This window comes from Leucobacter sp. CX169, from assembly GCF_017161405.1.
Classification (GTDB): domain Bacteria; phylum Actinomycetota; class Actinomycetes; order Actinomycetales; family Microbacteriaceae; genus Cx-87.
Window position 1 is genome coordinate 1,858,953 of sequence record NZ_CP071051.1, and the last position, 16,780, is coordinate 1,875,732.

Here is a 16,780-nt window from a genome sequence, read left to right on the forward strand (position 1 = left end):
ACCGGCTCTGGGGCCCAGCCGCACGTGCGTAGACTTTCGGCATGTCCCACGCGCCCGCAGCTTCGCCGATTCCCGACACCTCGACCCCCATGAATCCGTCGATCCGTGCGAGATTCGGCGCGTTCCTGCCGTGTGTGCTCGACGCACTACTCGTTGTCGTGTTTGCGGTCACCGGGCGCGCGAGCCACGCCGAGATGCTCGACGTCACAGGTGTGTGGGCGACCGCCTGGCCGTTCCTCGTCGGGCTCGTGATCACCTGGGCCGCGACTCGCGCCTGGCGCCGCCCGCTCGGCATCGTGTGGCCCGGTGTCGCCCTCTGGGCCGGCACGGTCGCCATCGGCATGCTGCTCCGCTTGGGTACAGGCGAAGGGGCTGCGCTCCCGTTCATCATTGTCGCGACCATCACTCTCGCGGTTCTCTTGCTGGGCTGGCGGGGCATTGCCGCGCTCGCGCGCCGGCTTCGCCGGCCTTCGGCAGGCAGCCGTTAAGGTCACGGCCCGCAGCAGGCGAACCGCTCACACCCGCGAGACCGCCGTCTGGCCCTGGATACCCCTTCCGAAAAATACCCCCGGGGGTATACACTAAAGTCCAGGTATCCAACGGAAGGGACTCTGGTGCGAGTAATTATCATGGGTGGCGTCGCAGGGGGGATGTCTGCGGCAACGCGACTTCGCCGGCTTGACGAGCAGGCAGAGATCGTCATTTTCGAGCGTGGCCCTCACGTTTCGTTTGCGAACTGCGGGCTCCCGTATGCGCTCGGCGGCGTTATCGAGGAACGCCAGTCACTGCTGCTGCAGACTCCCGAATCGCTCGCACAACGGTTCGACCTCGATGTGCGAGTAAACCACGAGGTCCTGAGCATCGATCGCGAGGCCCACGAGATCCTCGTCGCAGATACCTTGAGCGGCGAGACTCGCATCGAACCATACGACGCACTCATCCTCTCCCCCGGCGTCTCACCGGTGAGGTTGCCGAGCGATGACAGCGTCCCCGTGGTCGCGCTACACACCGTCCCCGAGCTTGACACGATGCTCGCGACGCTTGACGCCACACCCGGCACCCCAGTCGTCGTCGCGGGGGCGGGGTTCATTGGACTCGAGGTCGCCGAGAACCTCGTCCACCGCGGAATTCCGGTCACACTGGTACAGCGTTCGCCACAGGTCCTCGCTCCACTTGACCCAGAGATGGCGGCGCTCCTCACCGATCGGCTCCGCGACAATGGGGTCGACCTGCGGCTCAGTACCCGCGTCGATCGCATCGAGGCCGGGGAAGTCGTCCTGAGCGACGGAAGCACGCACCGGCCGGCGATGGTCGTGAACGCGATCGGCGTTCGCCCGAACACCCAGGTGGCGGCAGCGGCTGGACTTGCCATTGGGCCGTCCGGGGGGATCGTCGTTGATGCGCAGCAACGCACGAGCGATCCGGCAATTCTGGCCGTCGGAGATGCCGCGGAGAAGGTGGATGCCGTCGACGGGCAGACAACCATCGTTACCCTCGCTGGGCTCGCGAATCGGCATGGCCGCGCCGCCGCGGACACGATTGCCGGCATGGAGACCACCGCCGCACCGGCGCTGGGAACCTCCGTGATCGGATTGTTCGGCCTGGTGGCAGCGTCCACGGGCTGGTCGGAACGGCGCCTGATCGCCGCTGGTCGGGCGCACCATGCGGTGCACATCCACCCGTCATCGCACGCCGGCTACTATCCTGGCGCGACGACCCTGACCTTGAAGCTCCTGGTGGACAGCGAGACCGATGAGATTCTCGGCGCGCAGGCCGTAGGCACCGAGGGCGCCGCGCGGCGCATCGATGTGATCGCAACGGCAATCGCGGGCGGCATCACCGCCTCGGCGCTTTCGAGGCTCGAACTCGCCTACGCTCCCCAGTTTGGATCCGCAAAGGACCCGGTGAATCAGCTCGGATACGTGGCCGAGGGGCGCGCCAACGGGTCGAGCCCTGCGGTTCAGTGGCATCAGCTCGAGAGCGAGCTCGCCGCCGGGGCGCTCCTGATCGACGTGCGCTCGGCGGGTGAATTCGCTCGAGAGACGATTCCTGGCGCGACGAACATTCCGGTCGACGATCTGCGCGAGCGCCATGGCGAGCTCGCAGGGCGCCGGGTCATCGTGCACTGCCAAGTGGGGCAACGCGGACACACGGCAACTCGCTTGCTCCGACAGCTCGGGATCGACGCCCTGAATCTCGATGGCGGCTTCCTCACCTGGAAGGCCGGTGTCCGTGCGACGGCAACAGCAGCGCTCGAGGGTGCCGGCGAGGGCACGGGCGCCGCTCGCAGCTCGCAGGCATAAGAAGAGGGGGTGGGGCTTACGCCCCACCCCCTCTCACCTCAGTGCATGATTCATTCAAGACTCGTGGAGCCGCGGGGAATTGAACCCCGGTCCACTTCGGCAATTCCGTGTCTTCTACGGGTGTAGTTCGTGGAAACGTTCTACTCGGCCCCGTCCTTTGTCACGAACATCTAGGACGACAGGCCCAGCCACAGAAAAAGTCCCCACACACCCTGAGACACAGTGCGTGAGCAAGCCCCCTTAATGACGCCAGAATCCGGGGCAGGGGCACACCCGGTCTGACGGACTTTCTACTCTGCCTTAGGCGGCGAGAGCGAAGTCGGTGCGCTTAGCGTTTGCACCTATGTTTTGCGAAGAGCGTTTACGAGATAACTTCGCATCCTCGACCCGCTTCCCACGGTTTCACAACGACGTGTCGAAACCGATCGGCCCCGAGTGTGGCGGACAAGTCCGCCGGGAGGTCGAATGAATCATGCACTGTGGAGTTTTCAACCCGGCTTTCACCGGTTCCTCAATGCTAGCGCGGGTCGCTGTGAGATTCCAGCGCGCGGGCGCGCACGTGCGCCTCAATTGCCTGGTCGAGGCCCCCACGCGCAAGACCGAGCGCACGTTCCGTCGCAGTGCGCACGTAGCGGGTGAACGATACATGCTCAAACGGTTGGTCGTTGTTCGCGTAGGCTCCGACGCCGTCAACCGCAATGAGAATTTCGACGGCCGCGGTGAACGGATCGATCAGTTCGAACTCCCCCGCGGCGACTCCGTCGGCGATGATCGCCATCAGCTGATCGCGATCGAGGGCCTCTTGCTCTTCGAGCACATCGCGAAGCGCCGGACGGAAGCGGCAGAGGTGGCGCGCGTTGAGCCAGAGGCGATCAAGACCCGATTCGCGCCCGCCCTCAACCCGCGCCACGAGTTCGGCGATGCGCTGCAGAGCGGATCCCACTCCCCCGTACAGGTGCGCGCGCTCTTCGCCGATCGCGAGCGCGAAGGCGGCGTTGACGAGGTCTTCTGCCGCCGGAAAATAATGGCTGATGAGGCCGGGTCGAACGCCCAGTCGATCGGCGACTGCGCGCAGCGTGACCTTCTCCAATCCCTCGGCGAGAGCGATGCGCGCCGCTTCGGCCAGAATCTCGGCGCGCCGCTCTTCCGGACGCTTGCGGGTCCGGGTCACCTGCGAACTTGACACCATGCCCAGCATCATATTGGATAAGTGCTCAATAAGACATTGGTCTTGCAACCAATAGCAGCGTCGCTTCGATTCCCGACCACTGGGTTCCTGGCGCGCTGGCGCCGAAAGGATCCCTCGTGACACCTCCCACCACCTCTGGCCTAGCCGAGCAGAGCCCGCTCGAGTCAGCGACTCAGCCTGAGACGCGTGGCATCGAGCTGATTCAGCCCGCTGAACGTCACGGCCGCGCCCGCGACCTGTTCGCCGTCTGGGCCGCACCGAACGTGAGCGTCCTGGCATTCACGATGGGCGCGACGCTCACGCTCGTCCTCGGACTCGAGATCTGGCAGGCGATCCTGGTCATCATCGCCGCCTCCTTGCTCTGGGTGCTCCCCGGCATCGTCGCCATCAGCGGACCCTCGGCGGGAACTTCGGGTTCGGTCATCACCCGCGCGATCTATGGGGTGCGTGGCAACAAGTTCATCATTGCCTTCTACGGCTGGTTCATTTCCGGCGTCTTCCTGGCGCTGAACTGGGTGGCCTCAGCCTTTATGGGCGCCGAGCTGCTGCGCCGCATGGGCTGGGCGAACGACACCCTGAACATTCTTCTTGTCAGCGTCGTCGTGTCGACGATCACCGTGCTCGTCGCGGTTTACGGTCACGCGCTCATCCTCCGCGCGTACACCGTCGTCACGGCGGTCCTCTTGGCCATCTTTGTCCTCGTCGTCGGCTTCATCCTGCCGAACATCGACTGGGCCTTTACCCAGCCGGAACCGCTCGAGGGCGTGGCACTGTGGACCTCGGTGAGCATCGGCTTCGCGATCCTCGCATCGTCGCCACTTTCGTTCTCCAATAGCGCGGACCTTGCCCGCTACCTGCCCCGCGAGACGAAGCCGTCGCACATCGTCGCGGCGACCGCCTTGGGCGGTGCGCTCCCCGGCATCTTCTTCACCTCAGTTGGTGCGCTGCTCGGCACCGCAGTGAAACCGGAAGACCTCGCCTTCGGCATCGAGTACCCGCTGCTCGAGATGCTGCCCGTATGGCTCGGCCCCATCTTCGTCCTCGGCGTCATCGTCAACACGATCGCACTCAATGGCATGACCACCTACACGGCGAGCATGGTCTTCCAGTCCATCGGGGTGCGCATGAAGCGCATCCCCTCCGCGATCACGATCGGCGTCCTCGGGACGATCTTCACCATCGTGCTGGCGCTTGCCACGAGCCTCATCGATGCGGTGAACCTCATGCTGCAGTTCCTACTGATCATCTCGGTGCCGACCATGGCCGTATACGTCATGGACATCCTCCTGCGCCGCAACCGCTACAACGGATTCGACCTGTTCGACGAATCCCCCGGCGGGCCGTTCTGGTATTCAGGAGGATTCGGCATCCCCGGAATCTCCGCCGCGCTGGCCGGGGGCATCGCCACCGCCCTCTTCCTCTCCACCGACGTCTGGACCGGCCCGCTCGCGGTGGCGATCGGCTACATCGACCTGTCGGTGCCCGTGGGGCTCGCGGTCTCCGCACTCGTCTACGCCGTGTGCTCGCGCCGATCCATGCGTGCCCTGACCGCGACGACGTCTCGAGTTGCGGCATGACCCGCGGTTCAGGCCTGCCGCACACCCCACGCTATCCCGGCGCGCCTGCTGGTGAGCCGAGCCTCGACGGCTGGCAGGATCCGCCCCAAAGTCGGTGGGCATTCAGCCACCTGGGCGAGCTCGTGCCGTCCGCGACGATCTCGCGACACGCTCGACCGGCCGCCCACGTGACGCAGAGCCGCCTGCAGGCGCTGACCACACAGGTCCCCGACCTTGAGTTGCGCCTCGCAGCGACCTACACGAACGCGTTCCTCGTGCTGCGTGGGGACGAGATCGTTGCGGAATATTCCGGCCCCGGCGTAGCCGCAGACGACCGCCACCTCCTCATGAGCGTGTCAAAGTCGCTCTGCAGCACGGTGATCGGATCCCTCGTGCTCGACGGGCTCCTCGACCCCGGGTGTCGGGTCACCGAGTACGTCCCTGAACTCACCGGCTCGGTGTATGACGGTCCGACCGTGCAGCAGGTGCTCGACATGGAGATCCAGATCGACTACCGCGAGGAGTACACCGACCCGAACTCGGAGGTGCAGACCCACGATCGGGCGGCCGGCTGGCGGAGCCCCCTGCCCGGCGACCCGCTCAGCAATACCGAGTTCCTCACGACGCTACGCGGGAACGGCAGCACCGGCGAGTTCCAGTACTGCTCGGCGAACACCGACGTGCTTGCCTGGGTGATCGAGCGGGTAACGGGCCAGCGCTATGTCGATGCCCTGAGCGAGCGCCTCTGGAGCAAGCTGGGGGCCGATCTCGACGCGACTCTCACGGTCGACCGGGTCGGGTTTGGTTACGCCAACGGCGGCATCTCATGCACCGCGCGTGACCTGGCACGGGTCGGGCGGCTGATCCTCGACGGCGGCGTCGCTCCGGGCGGCCGCGTCGTCTCTGAGGCATGGGCGCAGAGCGTGCTCGCCGGCGGAAACCAGAAAGCCATGACCGACGAGGGCTACACGTCGTTCTACCCGAATGGTTCGTACACCCGCCAGTGGTGGTCCACCGGGAACGAGCGAAGCAACGTCAGCGGCATCGGCATCCACGGCCAGAACCTCTGGCTCGATCCCTTGACCGACTCCGTCATCGTCAAGCTCTCCACCTGGCCGGATCCCACCGGTTCGGAATGGGACCGCCAACAGGACGGGATCCTGCTCGACGTCAGCCGCGCGCTGGACCGACTGTAGGCAGAGACCGGGGAGTAGCGCGAAATTGCCCAGAAATGGGCGCTTTCTCTGAGCGCGGCCGCAGCCGAGACGGCTGCGGGGAGTAGCGCGAAATTACCCAGAAATGGGCAATTTCTTATAGCGCTACTCCCCCATGTGCTTCCGGCTCGAGATGGCACGGTCGGCCTCGCGCCGATCCTGCCGCTCTCGCAGCGTCTGACGCTTGTCGTACTCCTTCTTGCCCTTGGCAAGCGCGATCTCGACCTTCGCGCGCCCGTTCAAGAAGTACAGGCGCAGGGGCACGATCGTCATGCCGCCCTCGCGGGTCTTCATATGGAGCTTGTCGATCTCCTGGCGGTGCAGCAGCAACTTTCGCTTGCGCCGCGGCGCGTGGTTCGTCCACGAACCGTTCAAGTACTCAGGGATGTAGGCGGCATCGAGCCACGCCTCACCATTCTCGATGAACACGTACCCGTCGACGAGCGACGCACGCCCCTCGCGGAGCGACTTCACCTCGCTGCCGGTGAGCACCATCCCCGCCTCATAGGTGTCGATGATGAGGTAGTCGTGCCGCGCCTTCTTGTTCGAAGCGACGAGTTTTATCCCGGTTTCTTTGGGCATCCTGGTCCCTCCTGACAATCGCGACCGCGGGCGCCCAGCAGCGAGCGCCCCGACCGCACAGTCTAACGGACGAGCGCCGTTAGACGCGAAGGTAGCGTGTGATTGCAACCTTCGCCGCGAAGGCCGAGAGCACAATCCCGACTGCGATCAAGATCGGCGGCACGATGAGCGACTGCTCGACCGTGATGTAGCTCGTAAACGGCACGTTGACCACCAGGAAGTCCTGCACGAAGAACTTCACGATCGCGACCGAAGCCGCGCTTGCGAGCACCGCCCCGATCAGCGCCGCGATGATTCCCTCAAGGATGAACGGCGTCTGGATGAACCGGTTCGATGCCCCCACCAGGCGCATGATGCCGATTTCTCGCCTGCGCGAGAACGCCGAGAGGCGGATCGTCGTGGAGATCAGCAACACTGCCGCGATCAGCATGAGCCCGGCGATGCCGATCGCCGTGTAGCTGGCGATCCCGAGCAGCAAGAAGATCTGGTCGAGCAGGCTGCGCTGATCCGAGACACTTTGCACTCCGGGGACGCCCGAGAACGTCTCCTGGATGATCGCGGACTGCGACGGGTCATCGAGCTTCACCCAGAATGTTTGGTTGAGCTGCTCCGGCCGCGTGATGTCGACCACGGGGTTGTCGGCGAATTGCTTCGTAAACTCCGTGTAGGCCTCGTCGTGATCGACGAAGAAGAAGTCGGAAACGTAGGGGGCGAGGGCGTCCGAACGCAGCGCGTCCTCGACCGCCTGGATCTGCTCCTCGTTCGCGTCGGTTCCCGCGCAGGTCTCGCTCTGGTCGAAGTCGGTACAGAGGTAGATCGCTACCTGCGCCCGGTCATACCAGAACGTCTTCATCTGCTGGATCTGCAGCTGCATCAAGATTGCGGCGCCCACGAACGTCAGCGACACAAAGGTCACCAAAATGACCGAGATCACCACAGAAACATTGCGGCGGAGGCCAGAGAAGACCTCGCCGAGTACCAGACCAATTCTCATCGCACGGGCCCCACATCAGTCTGCTCATCATTGTTTCCCGCGCTGCCGTCGAGCCCCAGCGACTGCGCCAGGTTTCCGGTCTCAGACAGCTCCACCGGATCCCGCCTCACGTGCGGATCAAGGAATCTCGGGAGCTTGCGTTGCCCGTCAGCCTGCGGCGCCTTCGCGTTGACCGTCTCGTCGTTCACGGTGTCCGGGAGCGCGACCGGCTCGGCCGGGGCCGGGGACTCAGCCGCGGCACGCGGCGCGATGACCGGAATCGACGGGGTCGAGCGGGAGGGCGCAGGGGTGGCCACCTCGGCAGGGGTGTCCGGGCGAGCCGGCTGCTGCTGCGCGGACTGAGCAGCGGCAGGATCCTGCACCGCCGGCCCGCCGATCGGGGCGATCGAGGTGTCGGGCGCGAGGACGGCTTTGACCGCGTCCTCGGTCGTGCGCAGGGCGGTGCGCTGCGCCTCGGGGATCTCGGCGAGCGAAATCGCCGCAGTCTCGCCGTATCCGCCGCGCTGCTCGTCGCGAACGATGACGCCCTGCGACAACTCGATCACGCGCTGCTGCATGATATCGACGAAAGCCGCTTCGTGGGTCGCCATGACCACGGTCGTGCCAGCGGCGTTGATCGAGCGCAGCAACTGCATGATGCCGAGGCTGGTCGCGGGGTCGAGGTTGCCCGTGGGCTCGTCGGCGAGCAGCACCGCGGGCTTGTTGACGATGGCGCGCGCAATCGCCACGCGCTGCTGCTCGCCACCCGACAGCTCGTGCGGGTAGCGCTTCGCCTTGCCGCCCAGTCCGACCATCTCGAGGGTGTCGGGCACGGCCTCCTGGATGAACCCGCGGGACTTCCCGATCACCTGGAGCGAGAACGCAACATTGTCATAGACCGTCTTGCCGGTGAGCAGACGGAAGTCTTGGAAGACGACGCCGAGGTTGCGCCGAAAATACGGCACCTTGCGGGTCGACAGGTTGCCGAGTTCGTGACCGAGCACGTGCACGGTGCCCGAGGTCGGCTGCTCTTCGCGCAGCATCAGCTGCAGGCAACTCGACTTTCCCGACCCGGAGGCGCCGACAATAAAGACGAATTCCCCCCGGTTGATCGTCAGGCTCACCCGATCAAGGGCGGGCTTTTGTGTACCCCGGTACTGTTTGGTGACATTCTCAAATCGGATCATGGCGCTTCGACCCTACGCACCCGGCTCGCCCGCGCCCTCGCGACTCGCTGGAAAGGCGCGAGCTTTCAGGATCTGGCCGCCGGGTTACGCCTTCGAGAGCGAGCGCCAGCGGATGCCCGCCGCGATAAATCCGTCGATGTCGCCGTCGAACACGGCCTGTGGGTTGTTCACCTCGTGCTCCGTGCGGAGGTCCTTGACCATTTGGTAGGGCGCGAGCACGTAGCTGCGCATCTGGTCGCCCCAGCTCGCGGTGATATTGCCCGCGAGCTCCTTCTTCTTCGCCGCCTCGGCCTCACGCTGCAGGATGAGCAGGCGGGACTGCAGCACACGCATGGCGGCGGCGCGGTTCTGGATCTGGCTCTTCTCGTTCTGCATCGAGACAACGGTGCCCGTCGGGAGGTGGGTAAGGCGCACCGCGGAGTCCGTGGTGTTCACCGATTGCCCGCCTGGCCCGCTCGAGCGGTACACGTCGACCCGCAGGTCGCCTTCGGGAATCTCAACCGAGACCGCCTCTGGCATCAGCGGAATCACCTCGACCGCGGCGAAGCTGGTCTGACGCTTGCCAGCAGAGTTGAACGGGCTCATCCGCACGAGACGGTGCGTTCCCGCCTCGACCGACAGGGTTCCGAACGCGTACGGCCCCTCGAACTGAATCGTCGTCGACTTGATGCCCGCCTCTTCGGCGTAGCTCGTCTCCATCACGGTGACGCGGTGCTCGTTCTTCTCGCCCCAGCGCAGGTACATGCGCTGCAGCATCTCGGCGAAGTCCGCAGCATCGACACCACCGGCGCCGGCGCGAATCGTCATGACGGCCGAATACTCGTCGTACTCCCCCGCCAACAGCGTCTGCACCTCGAGCTGCCCGACGACGGACTCGATCTCGGCGAGCTCCGAGCGGGCCTCTTCGGCGCTGGCCTCGTCATCTTCGTCCTGTGCCATCTCTACCAAGACGTCGAGGTCGTCGAGTCGGCTCTCGATGGCGCGCAGCCGAGCGATCTGTGCCTGGCGGTGGCTCAGCCCGCTCGTGATGCGTTGCGCCTCCGCCAGGTCGTCCCAGAGGTCAGGCGCCGCGGCCAGTTCTTCGAACTCCGCCGCCTCCCGCTCGAGCTTGGCTAAGTCGGACACCTGCAAGATGTCGGCGAAGGTACCGCGGACGGCGCGGATCCGGGAGGTGAGATCGAGGTCGAGCATGATCCCTGTAGCCTACCGCGCGAAACGGCCCCGCTAGATGATCGTCGCGCGCCGGGTCGCCACATCGATCCCCTGCCCACGGTCCGCCCAGGCCTCGCGCAGGAGCGGCACCGCGCGCGCGAGCTCTGCAGCCGGAGCCGTAAACGGCAGCCGCACGTAGCGCTCGAACACGCCTGGGCTGCCAAATCTCGGCCCAGGCACCAACTGCACGCCCCGGCGCTCGCTCTCCCGGCACAGCCGCGAACTGCTGGGCTCCCCGAGGTCGGCCCACACCCCGACCCCGCCCCGCGCGGCCGAAAGCCGCCAGCCGGGCAGCAGTTGCGCCACGCCATCCGCGAGCGCCCGGTGCCCGGCGGTCAATTGCCGGGTGCGGATCGCCAGGATCTCGTCGTACTGCTCGAGGGCGAGGCGCGCGAGCACCTGCTCCCAGGTCCCGGTGCCGAGGTCGCTCACGCGACGCGAGGCCTCCAGCCTGGCCAGGAGATCCGGGGCTGCGCGAATCCAGCCCACCCGCAGCCCGCCCCACACCGTCTTTCCCAGGGAGCCGACCGTCAGGATCAAATCGCGTTGATGCGCGTGTTCGGCTGAGGCCGCAAACGGGGTCACGAGACGAGGGTCGCCCAGGGTCAGCTCCGCCGTGGTCTCGTCGGCGATGACGGCGGTGCCCTGGGCGGTGAGCATCGCGATGAGGCTCGCCCGCAGCTCCTGCGGCATGCTCAACCCGGTCGGGTTGTGGTGGTCGGGAATCAGATAGGCGAGCCGGGGCGACGTGCGCTTCGCGATCTCGAGGATACTTGCCGCGTCGTAGCCGTCCGCCCCTACGGGCAGCTCAGCCACGAGCGCTCCGGCCGCAACCAGCGCCTCGCGGGCATGCGGGTAGCTCGGCGACTCGATCAGGCTGCGGTCCCCACGACCGAGCAGCGTCCGGGCGATGAGAAAGATGGCGTGCTGCGCGCCGAGCGTCACCATAATCTGCTCCGCCGAGGTCGGCAGACCGCGCCGCGTGTATCGGTCGGCGATCGCGGCGCGAAGCGCCGGGTGTCCGACGGTGTCGTAGCCGCTACTAGTGAACGCGTCGGAGTGCTCCGTGAGCGCACGCGCGCCGAGTTCGGCGAGGCCAGCCCACGGCGGCGGGGAGGCGCGCGTCAGATCGATCCCGGACACGGACCCCTCGGCCCACGGCTCCGCTTCCCCTACGCGCGCACGCCTGATGACCGTGCCGGAGCCGCGCCGCGACTGCGCCGTCCCCGTCTCCCGAAGCTGGTGGTAGCTCGCGGCGACCGTCGTGCGAGAGACGCCGAGCTCCTCTGCGAGCGGGCGCTCGGCGGGCAGCGCGGTGCCCGCCAGGATCCTGCCGTCGCGCACCAGCAACGAGATACTCTCGGCCAGTTCGGCATATGCGAGGCCCCCGCCGCGCCAGTTCCCGAGGTGGCGTGCAAGCCCGCGTGCGGTGAGTCGCTGCGCAATCATGAGGCCACTGTAGGCCAATTGGCCTCTTGAGAGCCAGTCCAATCTGATGTGGACTGGTCAGCATGCGTAACAGACTCCTGCAGCTGGTCCCGGGACTCCTCCTCTACGGCATCGCCGACGCCTTCATGATCCGCGCGGCGATCGGCGTCGACTCCTGGACCGTGTTCGCCCAGGGCATCTCGGTACACACCGGCTTCGGCATCGGGATCCTCACGAACCTCATCGGGCTCGCCGTCCTCCTGCTCTGGATCCCGCTTCGGCAGAAACCCGGGATCGGCACGGTGCTCAACATCCTGCTCGTCGGACCGGCCATCGAGCTCGGGCTCTGGATCCTGCCCGTCCCCGAGGCGCTGTGGCTACGGGTACTGTATTTCGCCCTTGGCCTCGTATTGCTGGCCTTCGCGAGCGGCATCTACATCGGCGCACGCCTCGGCCCCGGCCCGCGCGATGGTCTGATGACGGGCATTCACCTGCGCTTCGGTACCCCGATCTGGATTGGCCGGACCGCTATCGAGCTCACCGTGGTCGCGATCGGCTGGCTCCTCGGCGGAAACGTCGGCGTCGGCACCCTCGCGTTCGCCGTCCTCATTGGCCCGCTCTGCGCGTTCACGCTGCCGCTCTTCGACCGACGCTGGCGCACCCGCGAGACGCCAGCGGCGGAGCCAGAGTCCAGAGACCCCGCCCCGCCGCTGCCCGCAGCCCACTCGCCGCGGTCGACCTGAACTATCGGTCGTTGTCGCCGAACTCCGGCACCTTGTTGAACCCGGTCACCGGCTGACTCTCGTCAAACGCCGCGACCTTGCGACGGAAGCCCCGCGTGAGCACGACGAGGTAGATGAACCCGATCGCGGTCCAGATGAGCCCGCCGATAAGCGCGTCGATGTGGAGGTTCGCCCACAGCAGACCCGTGAGGAGCATGCCAATGCCCGGCAGCACGATGAAGGTGAAGATGTCCTTCGCGGTCTTCCGGCGGCCCTTGCGGATCGCGAACCAGGCAATCACCGAGATGTTGACGAAGGTGAACGCGATGAGCGCCCCGTAGTTAATGTAGGCGGCAATCATCTCAAGCGTGAACGACATCGCGAGGAGGCTGATCGCGCCGGTCAGCACGATATTGAAGGTCGGCGTGTGCGTGCGCGGGTTGATGTAGCCGAAGAACTTCTTCGGCAGCACGTTATTGCGCCCCATCACGAGCAGCATGCGCGACACCGAGGCGTGCGAGGCGAGGCCGGAGGCGAGCGTCGCCGCGAACCCTGCGGAGGTGAGGATTGCCTGGAATACCGGGCCTCCCACCTGGAGTCCAATCTCGGGCAGCGTGCTGTCCTCGATGGCGGCCGCGGGGAACGCGTCCGAGCTCGGGAAGCGCAGCTGCGTGAAGTAGCCGGCGATCAGGAAGATCGCGCCCCCGATGATGACGGTGAGCAGGATCGCGCGGGGCATGATCTTCGGCGACTTCGCCTCTTCCGCGTACATGGTCACAGCGTCAAAGCCAATGAACGAGAAGCAGACAATCGTCGCGCCCATAAGCACCGCGGCCATAGTCACCTCGTCGTGCAGGAACGGCATCATCGAGGCAACCGTGCCCTGGCCCTCGCCGCGCATGAGCTGCGCGATCACCATCACGACAAACACCGCCATCACGGCGATCGAAAAGACCAGCAGGATCATGTTGATGTTCGAGGTACCGCGCATCGTCAGGTAGATGAGGGTGGTCACGAACACGCAGTACACGACGACCCAGATCCAACCCGGGATCCCCGGGAAAATGGCCTCGAGGTAGCTGCGGATGATGAGGCAATTCACCATCGGAAGCAGCATGTAATCGATGAGGGCGGTCCATCCGACCAGGAACCCCACGTTCGGATGGATCGACTCGCGCACGTAGGTGTACGCCGATCCGGCACTCGGAATTGCGCCAGACATCTTGCCGTAGCTGATTGCCGTGAACACCATCACGATGAGCGCAACGAGGTAGGCGGCCGGAACCACGTTGTTGGTGTCTCTCGCCACCATGCCGAAGGTGTCGAAGACAACGGTCGGGGTCATGTACCCCAGGCCGAGGCCCACAATCGCCCAGAGGCCGAGATTACGTTTGAGTGTTCCGCTGCCAGCGCGTGGCATCGTGGCGGTTGCCGTCATGTTCTACTCCTTTGAAGAACCTGGCTTCACCGCATATCGCGGCGGCGATGCCAGTCGGCCGGAACACTGATCCGGCCAAAAATTGGGGGCTACACGACCGATCAACCACGGCCGTGCAGCCCCCTGAACTATTCGAACTTACTGCTTCGCGAGCCGTTTGTCTCGGCTAATGCGGGCGATCTGCACACCGATAACGAGTATCAGTGCACCGAAGAACACGATTGACGCCAGCACATTGGCCTGTGCCGGCACCCCCCGCAGCGCCGAGGTGTAGATGAACTTCGGGAACGTCGTCGCCGTGCCCGAGTTGAACGCCGTGATGATGAAGTCATCAAACGACAGCGCAAACGAGAGCAGTGCGGCACCGATGATGCCCGGCATGAGCATCGGCAGCGTGATCCGCCAGAACACCTGGCTCGGCGGTGCGTACAGGTCACGCCCCGCCTCTTCGATCGCCGGGTCAAGGCTCGCCACGCGTGCCTTCACCGCCACGACCACGTACGAGATACAGAACATTGTGTGCGCGAGGATGATCGTGCCGATCCCCTTCTCGACACCGGCGAGCAGGAACTGCGCGGCGAGGCCCGCACCCAGGACGACCTCGGGGGTCGCCATCGGGGTGAACAGCAACAGGCTGATCGTCGAACGGAACTTGAAGCGGTACCGGACGAGGGCGATCGCGATCGCGCTGCCGAGCACCGTTGCCAAGACCGTCGAGACGACGCCGATCAGCAGGCTGTTCCCGAACGCCTGGCAGACCATGGGCGCGCCACAGGGGTTCGTCCAGTTGTCGAGAGTGAACCCGCGCCACGTGATGTTGTTGCGTCCCGCATCGTTGAACGAGAACACGAACACGTACAGGATGGGCAGCAGCAGGTAGACCATGGCAATGATGGCCGCGACCGGGACGAATGCCTTTCCGAGACTGAACTTCGAATTCACAGCAGGTCCTCCGTGCCACTCTTGCGCACGTACGTCGCCACGATGATCAGGATGATGATCATCAGGAGGATCGACAGTGACGCCGCCATCGGGTAGTTCTGCGTCTGCAAGAAGTTGGCCTCGATGACGTTACCGATCATGGGGGTGTTCGTTGATCCCAGGAACTCGCGGGACGCGTTCACGTAGTCGCCCGACATCGGGATAAAGGTGAGGAGCGTTCCCGAGACGATTCCCGTCATCGACAGCGGCAGGGTGACCTTGCGGAAGGTCGTGACCGGCGAGGCGTAGAGGTCTGAACCGGCCTCTACCAGGCGCAGGTCGAGCTGCTGCAGTGAGGCGAAGATCGGCAGGGTCATGAAGGGAATGAAGTTGTAGACCAGGCCGAAGATCACGGAGAAGTCAGTGCCGATCCACTCGCCGGGGAGGATCTGCTTCCAGGCCAGCGTCCGCAGCAGGAAGCTGATAAAGAAGGGCGCGACCACCAGGATCAGCAGAATGCCCTGCAACATGGGCTTCGAACGTGCCTTGACTCCGATCATGTAGGCGAGCGGATACGCGATCACGAGCGCGACCACGGTGGCGATCAGCGCGTACGTGAACGAGCGCACCAGCTGCGGCCAGTACTCAGCGAGTGCCGCCCAGTAGTTGCTGAATTGCGTCGCTGCGACGTAATCTCCGATGCCGCCAGAGGCGGCCGGAGCCTGCAGCGAGGTCAGGAACAGTTGAATGAACGGCGTCACGAAGAACAGCACCATGTAGGCGATACCGGGAAGCAGTAAGAGCAGCGCGACCCAGGTCCCCTTCCGCGGCGCCTGTTCGACGACCTTGCCGCTCGCAAATGCGGTAAATGCCATGGGAGCCTACTTTGCGGCCTGGGCCGCGATGGCCCTGGTCGACGCCTCGGTGGTCAGCGAACCGGTCTCGAGGTGGTCGTCGAGCAAACCGAAGGTGTGCTCTGCGAGCCAGCTCAACCAGACCTCATCGCCGCGCTTGCCCACCGGGCCAGACTCGACATTCTGCGCGAAGACCTGCACGTCGCCGAACTCGTCCGAGCTCACCGTGTACTGCGTGCTCACGCCAATAAACGAGACGTCCGTAATGCGGCCAGGGCCCACGACGTTGATCCCGGCCGTATCGGCGGGCGCGCTCATGTGCAGCCGCAGCTTCTCCGGACGAACGCCCACGGTAATCGAGCCCGAGTCGCGTTCGCTGCGCGCCCGGTCGACCGTGATGCGGTGCCCATTGAAGTTGGTGTGGATCGCGGTGTCCGTCGTCCCCGCCACCTGCACGGCAAAGAGGTTGGACTGGCCGAGGAAGTTCGCGACGAACACCGTCTTCGGCAGTTCGTACAGCTCCTCGGGCGCGCCCATCTGCTCGATCCGTCCCTTATTCATCACTGCGACGGTGTCAGCCATGGTCATGGCCTCCTCCTGATCGTGTGTGACGTGCAGGAAGGTCAGTCCGACCTCTTGCTGGATCTGCTTGAGCTCCTGCTGCATCTGACGACGCAGCTTGAGGTCGAGCGCCCCCAGGGGCTCATCGAGGAGCAACAGCGCCGGGCGGTTGACGACGGCACGGGCCAGGGCCACGCGCTGTTGCTGACCACCCGAAAGCTGCGAGGGCTTGCGGTCCGAGATGTGGTCGAGCTCCACGAGGCGCAGCACCTCGTGTGCCTTACCCAGCGGATCCCCCATCTTGCGGCGGCGCAGGCCGAACGCGACGTTCTCAAGCACGGTCATGTGCGGGAAGAGCGCGTACGACTGGAATACGGTGTTCACCTGCCGCTTGTGCGGCTTCAGCGACGTGACGTCTTCCCCGCCGATCAAGATCTTGCCCTGGGTGGCCTCTTCGAGGCCGGCCACCAGGCGAAGCGTCGTCGTTTTGCCGCAGCCCGAGGGGCCGAGCAACGCGAAGAAGGATCCTGCCGGGATGGTGAGGTTCAAATGCTCGATTGCAGTGAACCCGGGGAACCGCTTTTCGATCCCCACGAGTTCGAGGTCTGCACCGGCTTCAGCGAAAGTACCGTCATTCACG

15 protein-coding genes and 1 other RNA gene are annotated in these 16,780 nt (G+C 65.2%); 5 read left to right on the forward strand and 11 right to left on the reverse strand.

The window, feature by feature from the left end:
* The first annotated feature begins 41 nt into the window (after positions 1-41).
* Both JW030_RS08480 and JW030_RS08485 read left to right on the forward strand, forming a co-directional pair.
* Positions 42-488, forward strand: a complete 447-nt coding sequence (locus JW030_RS08480; RefSeq protein WP_241095388.1) for a DUF3054 domain-containing protein — start codon at positions 42-44, stop codon at positions 486-488.
* A gap of 141 nt (positions 489-629) precedes the next feature.
* On the forward strand, positions 630-2,303 hold the full coding sequence (locus tag JW030_RS08485) for an FAD-dependent oxidoreductase (protein WP_223159749.1): 1,674 nt from the start codon (positions 630-632) through the stop codon (positions 2,301-2,303).
* Between the two features lie 61 nt (positions 2,304-2,364).
* Here the strand turns inward: JW030_RS08485 and ssrA are convergent.
* Both ssrA and JW030_RS08495 read right to left on the reverse strand, forming a co-directional pair.
* Positions 2,365-2,736, reverse strand: a transfer-messenger RNA (tmRNA) gene (gene ssrA / locus JW030_RS08490).
* Between the two features lie 84 nt (positions 2,737-2,820).
* Positions 2,821-3,492 carry a TetR/AcrR family transcriptional regulator gene (locus JW030_RS08495; RefSeq protein ID WP_188044114.1) on the reverse strand — a complete coding sequence of 224 codons (672 nt, stop codon included), beginning with the start codon at positions 3,490-3,492 and terminating at the stop codon, positions 2,821-2,823.
* A 116-nt stretch (positions 3,493-3,608) separates the two neighbouring features.
* Here JW030_RS08495 and JW030_RS08500 point away from each other — a divergent pair, with 116 nt between their 5' ends.
* Complete coding sequence (locus JW030_RS08500) at positions 3,609-5,069, forward strand: cytosine permease (protein ID WP_188044115.1); 1,461 nt, start codon at positions 3,609-3,611, stop codon at positions 5,067-5,069.
* The gene (locus tag JW030_RS08505; RefSeq protein ID WP_188044116.1) at positions 5,066-6,244 is read left to right on the forward strand and encodes a serine hydrolase; all 1,179 of its coding nucleotides are present in this window, start codon (positions 5,066-5,068) and stop codon (positions 6,242-6,244) included. The genes JW030_RS08500 and JW030_RS08505 overlap by 4 nt, the downstream gene beginning before the upstream one ends.
* A gap of 123 nt (positions 6,245-6,367) precedes the next feature.
* Here the strand turns inward: JW030_RS08505 and smpB are convergent, their stop codons facing one another.
* The 5 genes from smpB to JW030_RS08530 all read right to left on the reverse strand — a co-directional run bounded on the left by smpB (position 6,368) and on the right by JW030_RS08530 (position 11,665).
* A complete protein-coding gene (smpB, locus tag JW030_RS08510; RefSeq protein ID WP_188044117.1) occupies positions 6,368-6,844 on the reverse strand; it encodes an SsrA-binding protein SmpB in 477 nt (158 codons plus the stop codon).
* Between the two features lie 79 nt (positions 6,845-6,923).
* Complete coding sequence (ftsX, locus tag JW030_RS08515; RefSeq protein ID WP_188044118.1) at positions 6,924-7,838, reverse strand: permease-like cell division protein FtsX; 915 nt, start codon at positions 7,836-7,838, stop codon at positions 6,924-6,926.
* Positions 7,835-9,004: a cell division ATP-binding protein FtsE gene (ftsE, locus tag JW030_RS08520; protein WP_188044119.1), complete on the reverse strand. Its 1,170-nt coding sequence runs from the start codon at positions 9,002-9,004 to the stop codon at positions 7,835-7,837. Before ftsE ends, ftsX begins: the two co-directional genes overlap by 4 nt.
* 84 nt (positions 9,005-9,088) lie before the next feature.
* Positions 9,089-10,195, reverse strand: coding sequence for a peptide chain release factor 2 (prfB, locus tag JW030_RS08525; protein WP_188044120.1), 1,107 nt, complete (start codon positions 10,193-10,195; stop codon positions 9,089-9,091).
* Between the two features lie 33 nt (positions 10,196-10,228).
* Complete coding sequence (locus JW030_RS08530) at positions 10,229-11,665, reverse strand: PLP-dependent aminotransferase family protein (RefSeq protein WP_188044121.1); 1,437 nt, start codon at positions 11,663-11,665, stop codon at positions 10,229-10,231.
* A gap of 62 nt (positions 11,666-11,727) precedes the next feature.
* Between JW030_RS08530 and JW030_RS08535 the strand changes: the two genes are divergently transcribed.
* Positions 11,728-12,387, forward strand: coding sequence for a YitT family protein (locus tag JW030_RS08535; protein WP_188044122.1), 660 nt, complete (start codon positions 11,728-11,730; stop codon positions 12,385-12,387).
* Position 12,388: 1 nt separating this feature from the next.
* On the opposite strand, the gene JW030_RS08540 is transcribed toward JW030_RS08535, so the two are convergent.
* From JW030_RS08540 to JW030_RS08555, 4 genes are all read right to left on the reverse strand, one after another.
* Positions 12,389-13,804: an APC family permease gene (locus tag JW030_RS08540; protein WP_241095390.1), complete on the reverse strand. Its 1,416-nt coding sequence runs from the start codon at positions 13,802-13,804 to the stop codon at positions 12,389-12,391.
* A 138-nt stretch (positions 13,805-13,942) separates the two neighbouring features.
* Positions 13,943-14,689 (reverse strand): ABC transporter permease, encoded by a 747-nt coding sequence (locus JW030_RS08545; RefSeq protein WP_188044403.1) that lies wholly within the window; start codon positions 14,687-14,689, stop codon positions 13,943-13,945.
* Positions 14,690-14,742: 53 nt separating this feature from the next.
* Positions 14,743-15,600 carry an ABC transporter permease gene (locus JW030_RS08550; protein WP_188044123.1) on the reverse strand — a complete coding sequence of 286 codons (858 nt, stop codon included), beginning with the start codon at positions 15,598-15,600 and terminating at the stop codon, positions 14,743-14,745.
* Positions 15,601-15,606: 6 nt separating this feature from the next.
* Positions 15,607-16,779: an ABC transporter ATP-binding protein gene (locus JW030_RS08555; RefSeq protein WP_188044124.1), complete on the reverse strand. Its 1,173-nt coding sequence runs from the start codon at positions 16,777-16,779 to the stop codon at positions 15,607-15,609.
* Position 16,780 lies beyond the last annotated feature (1 nt).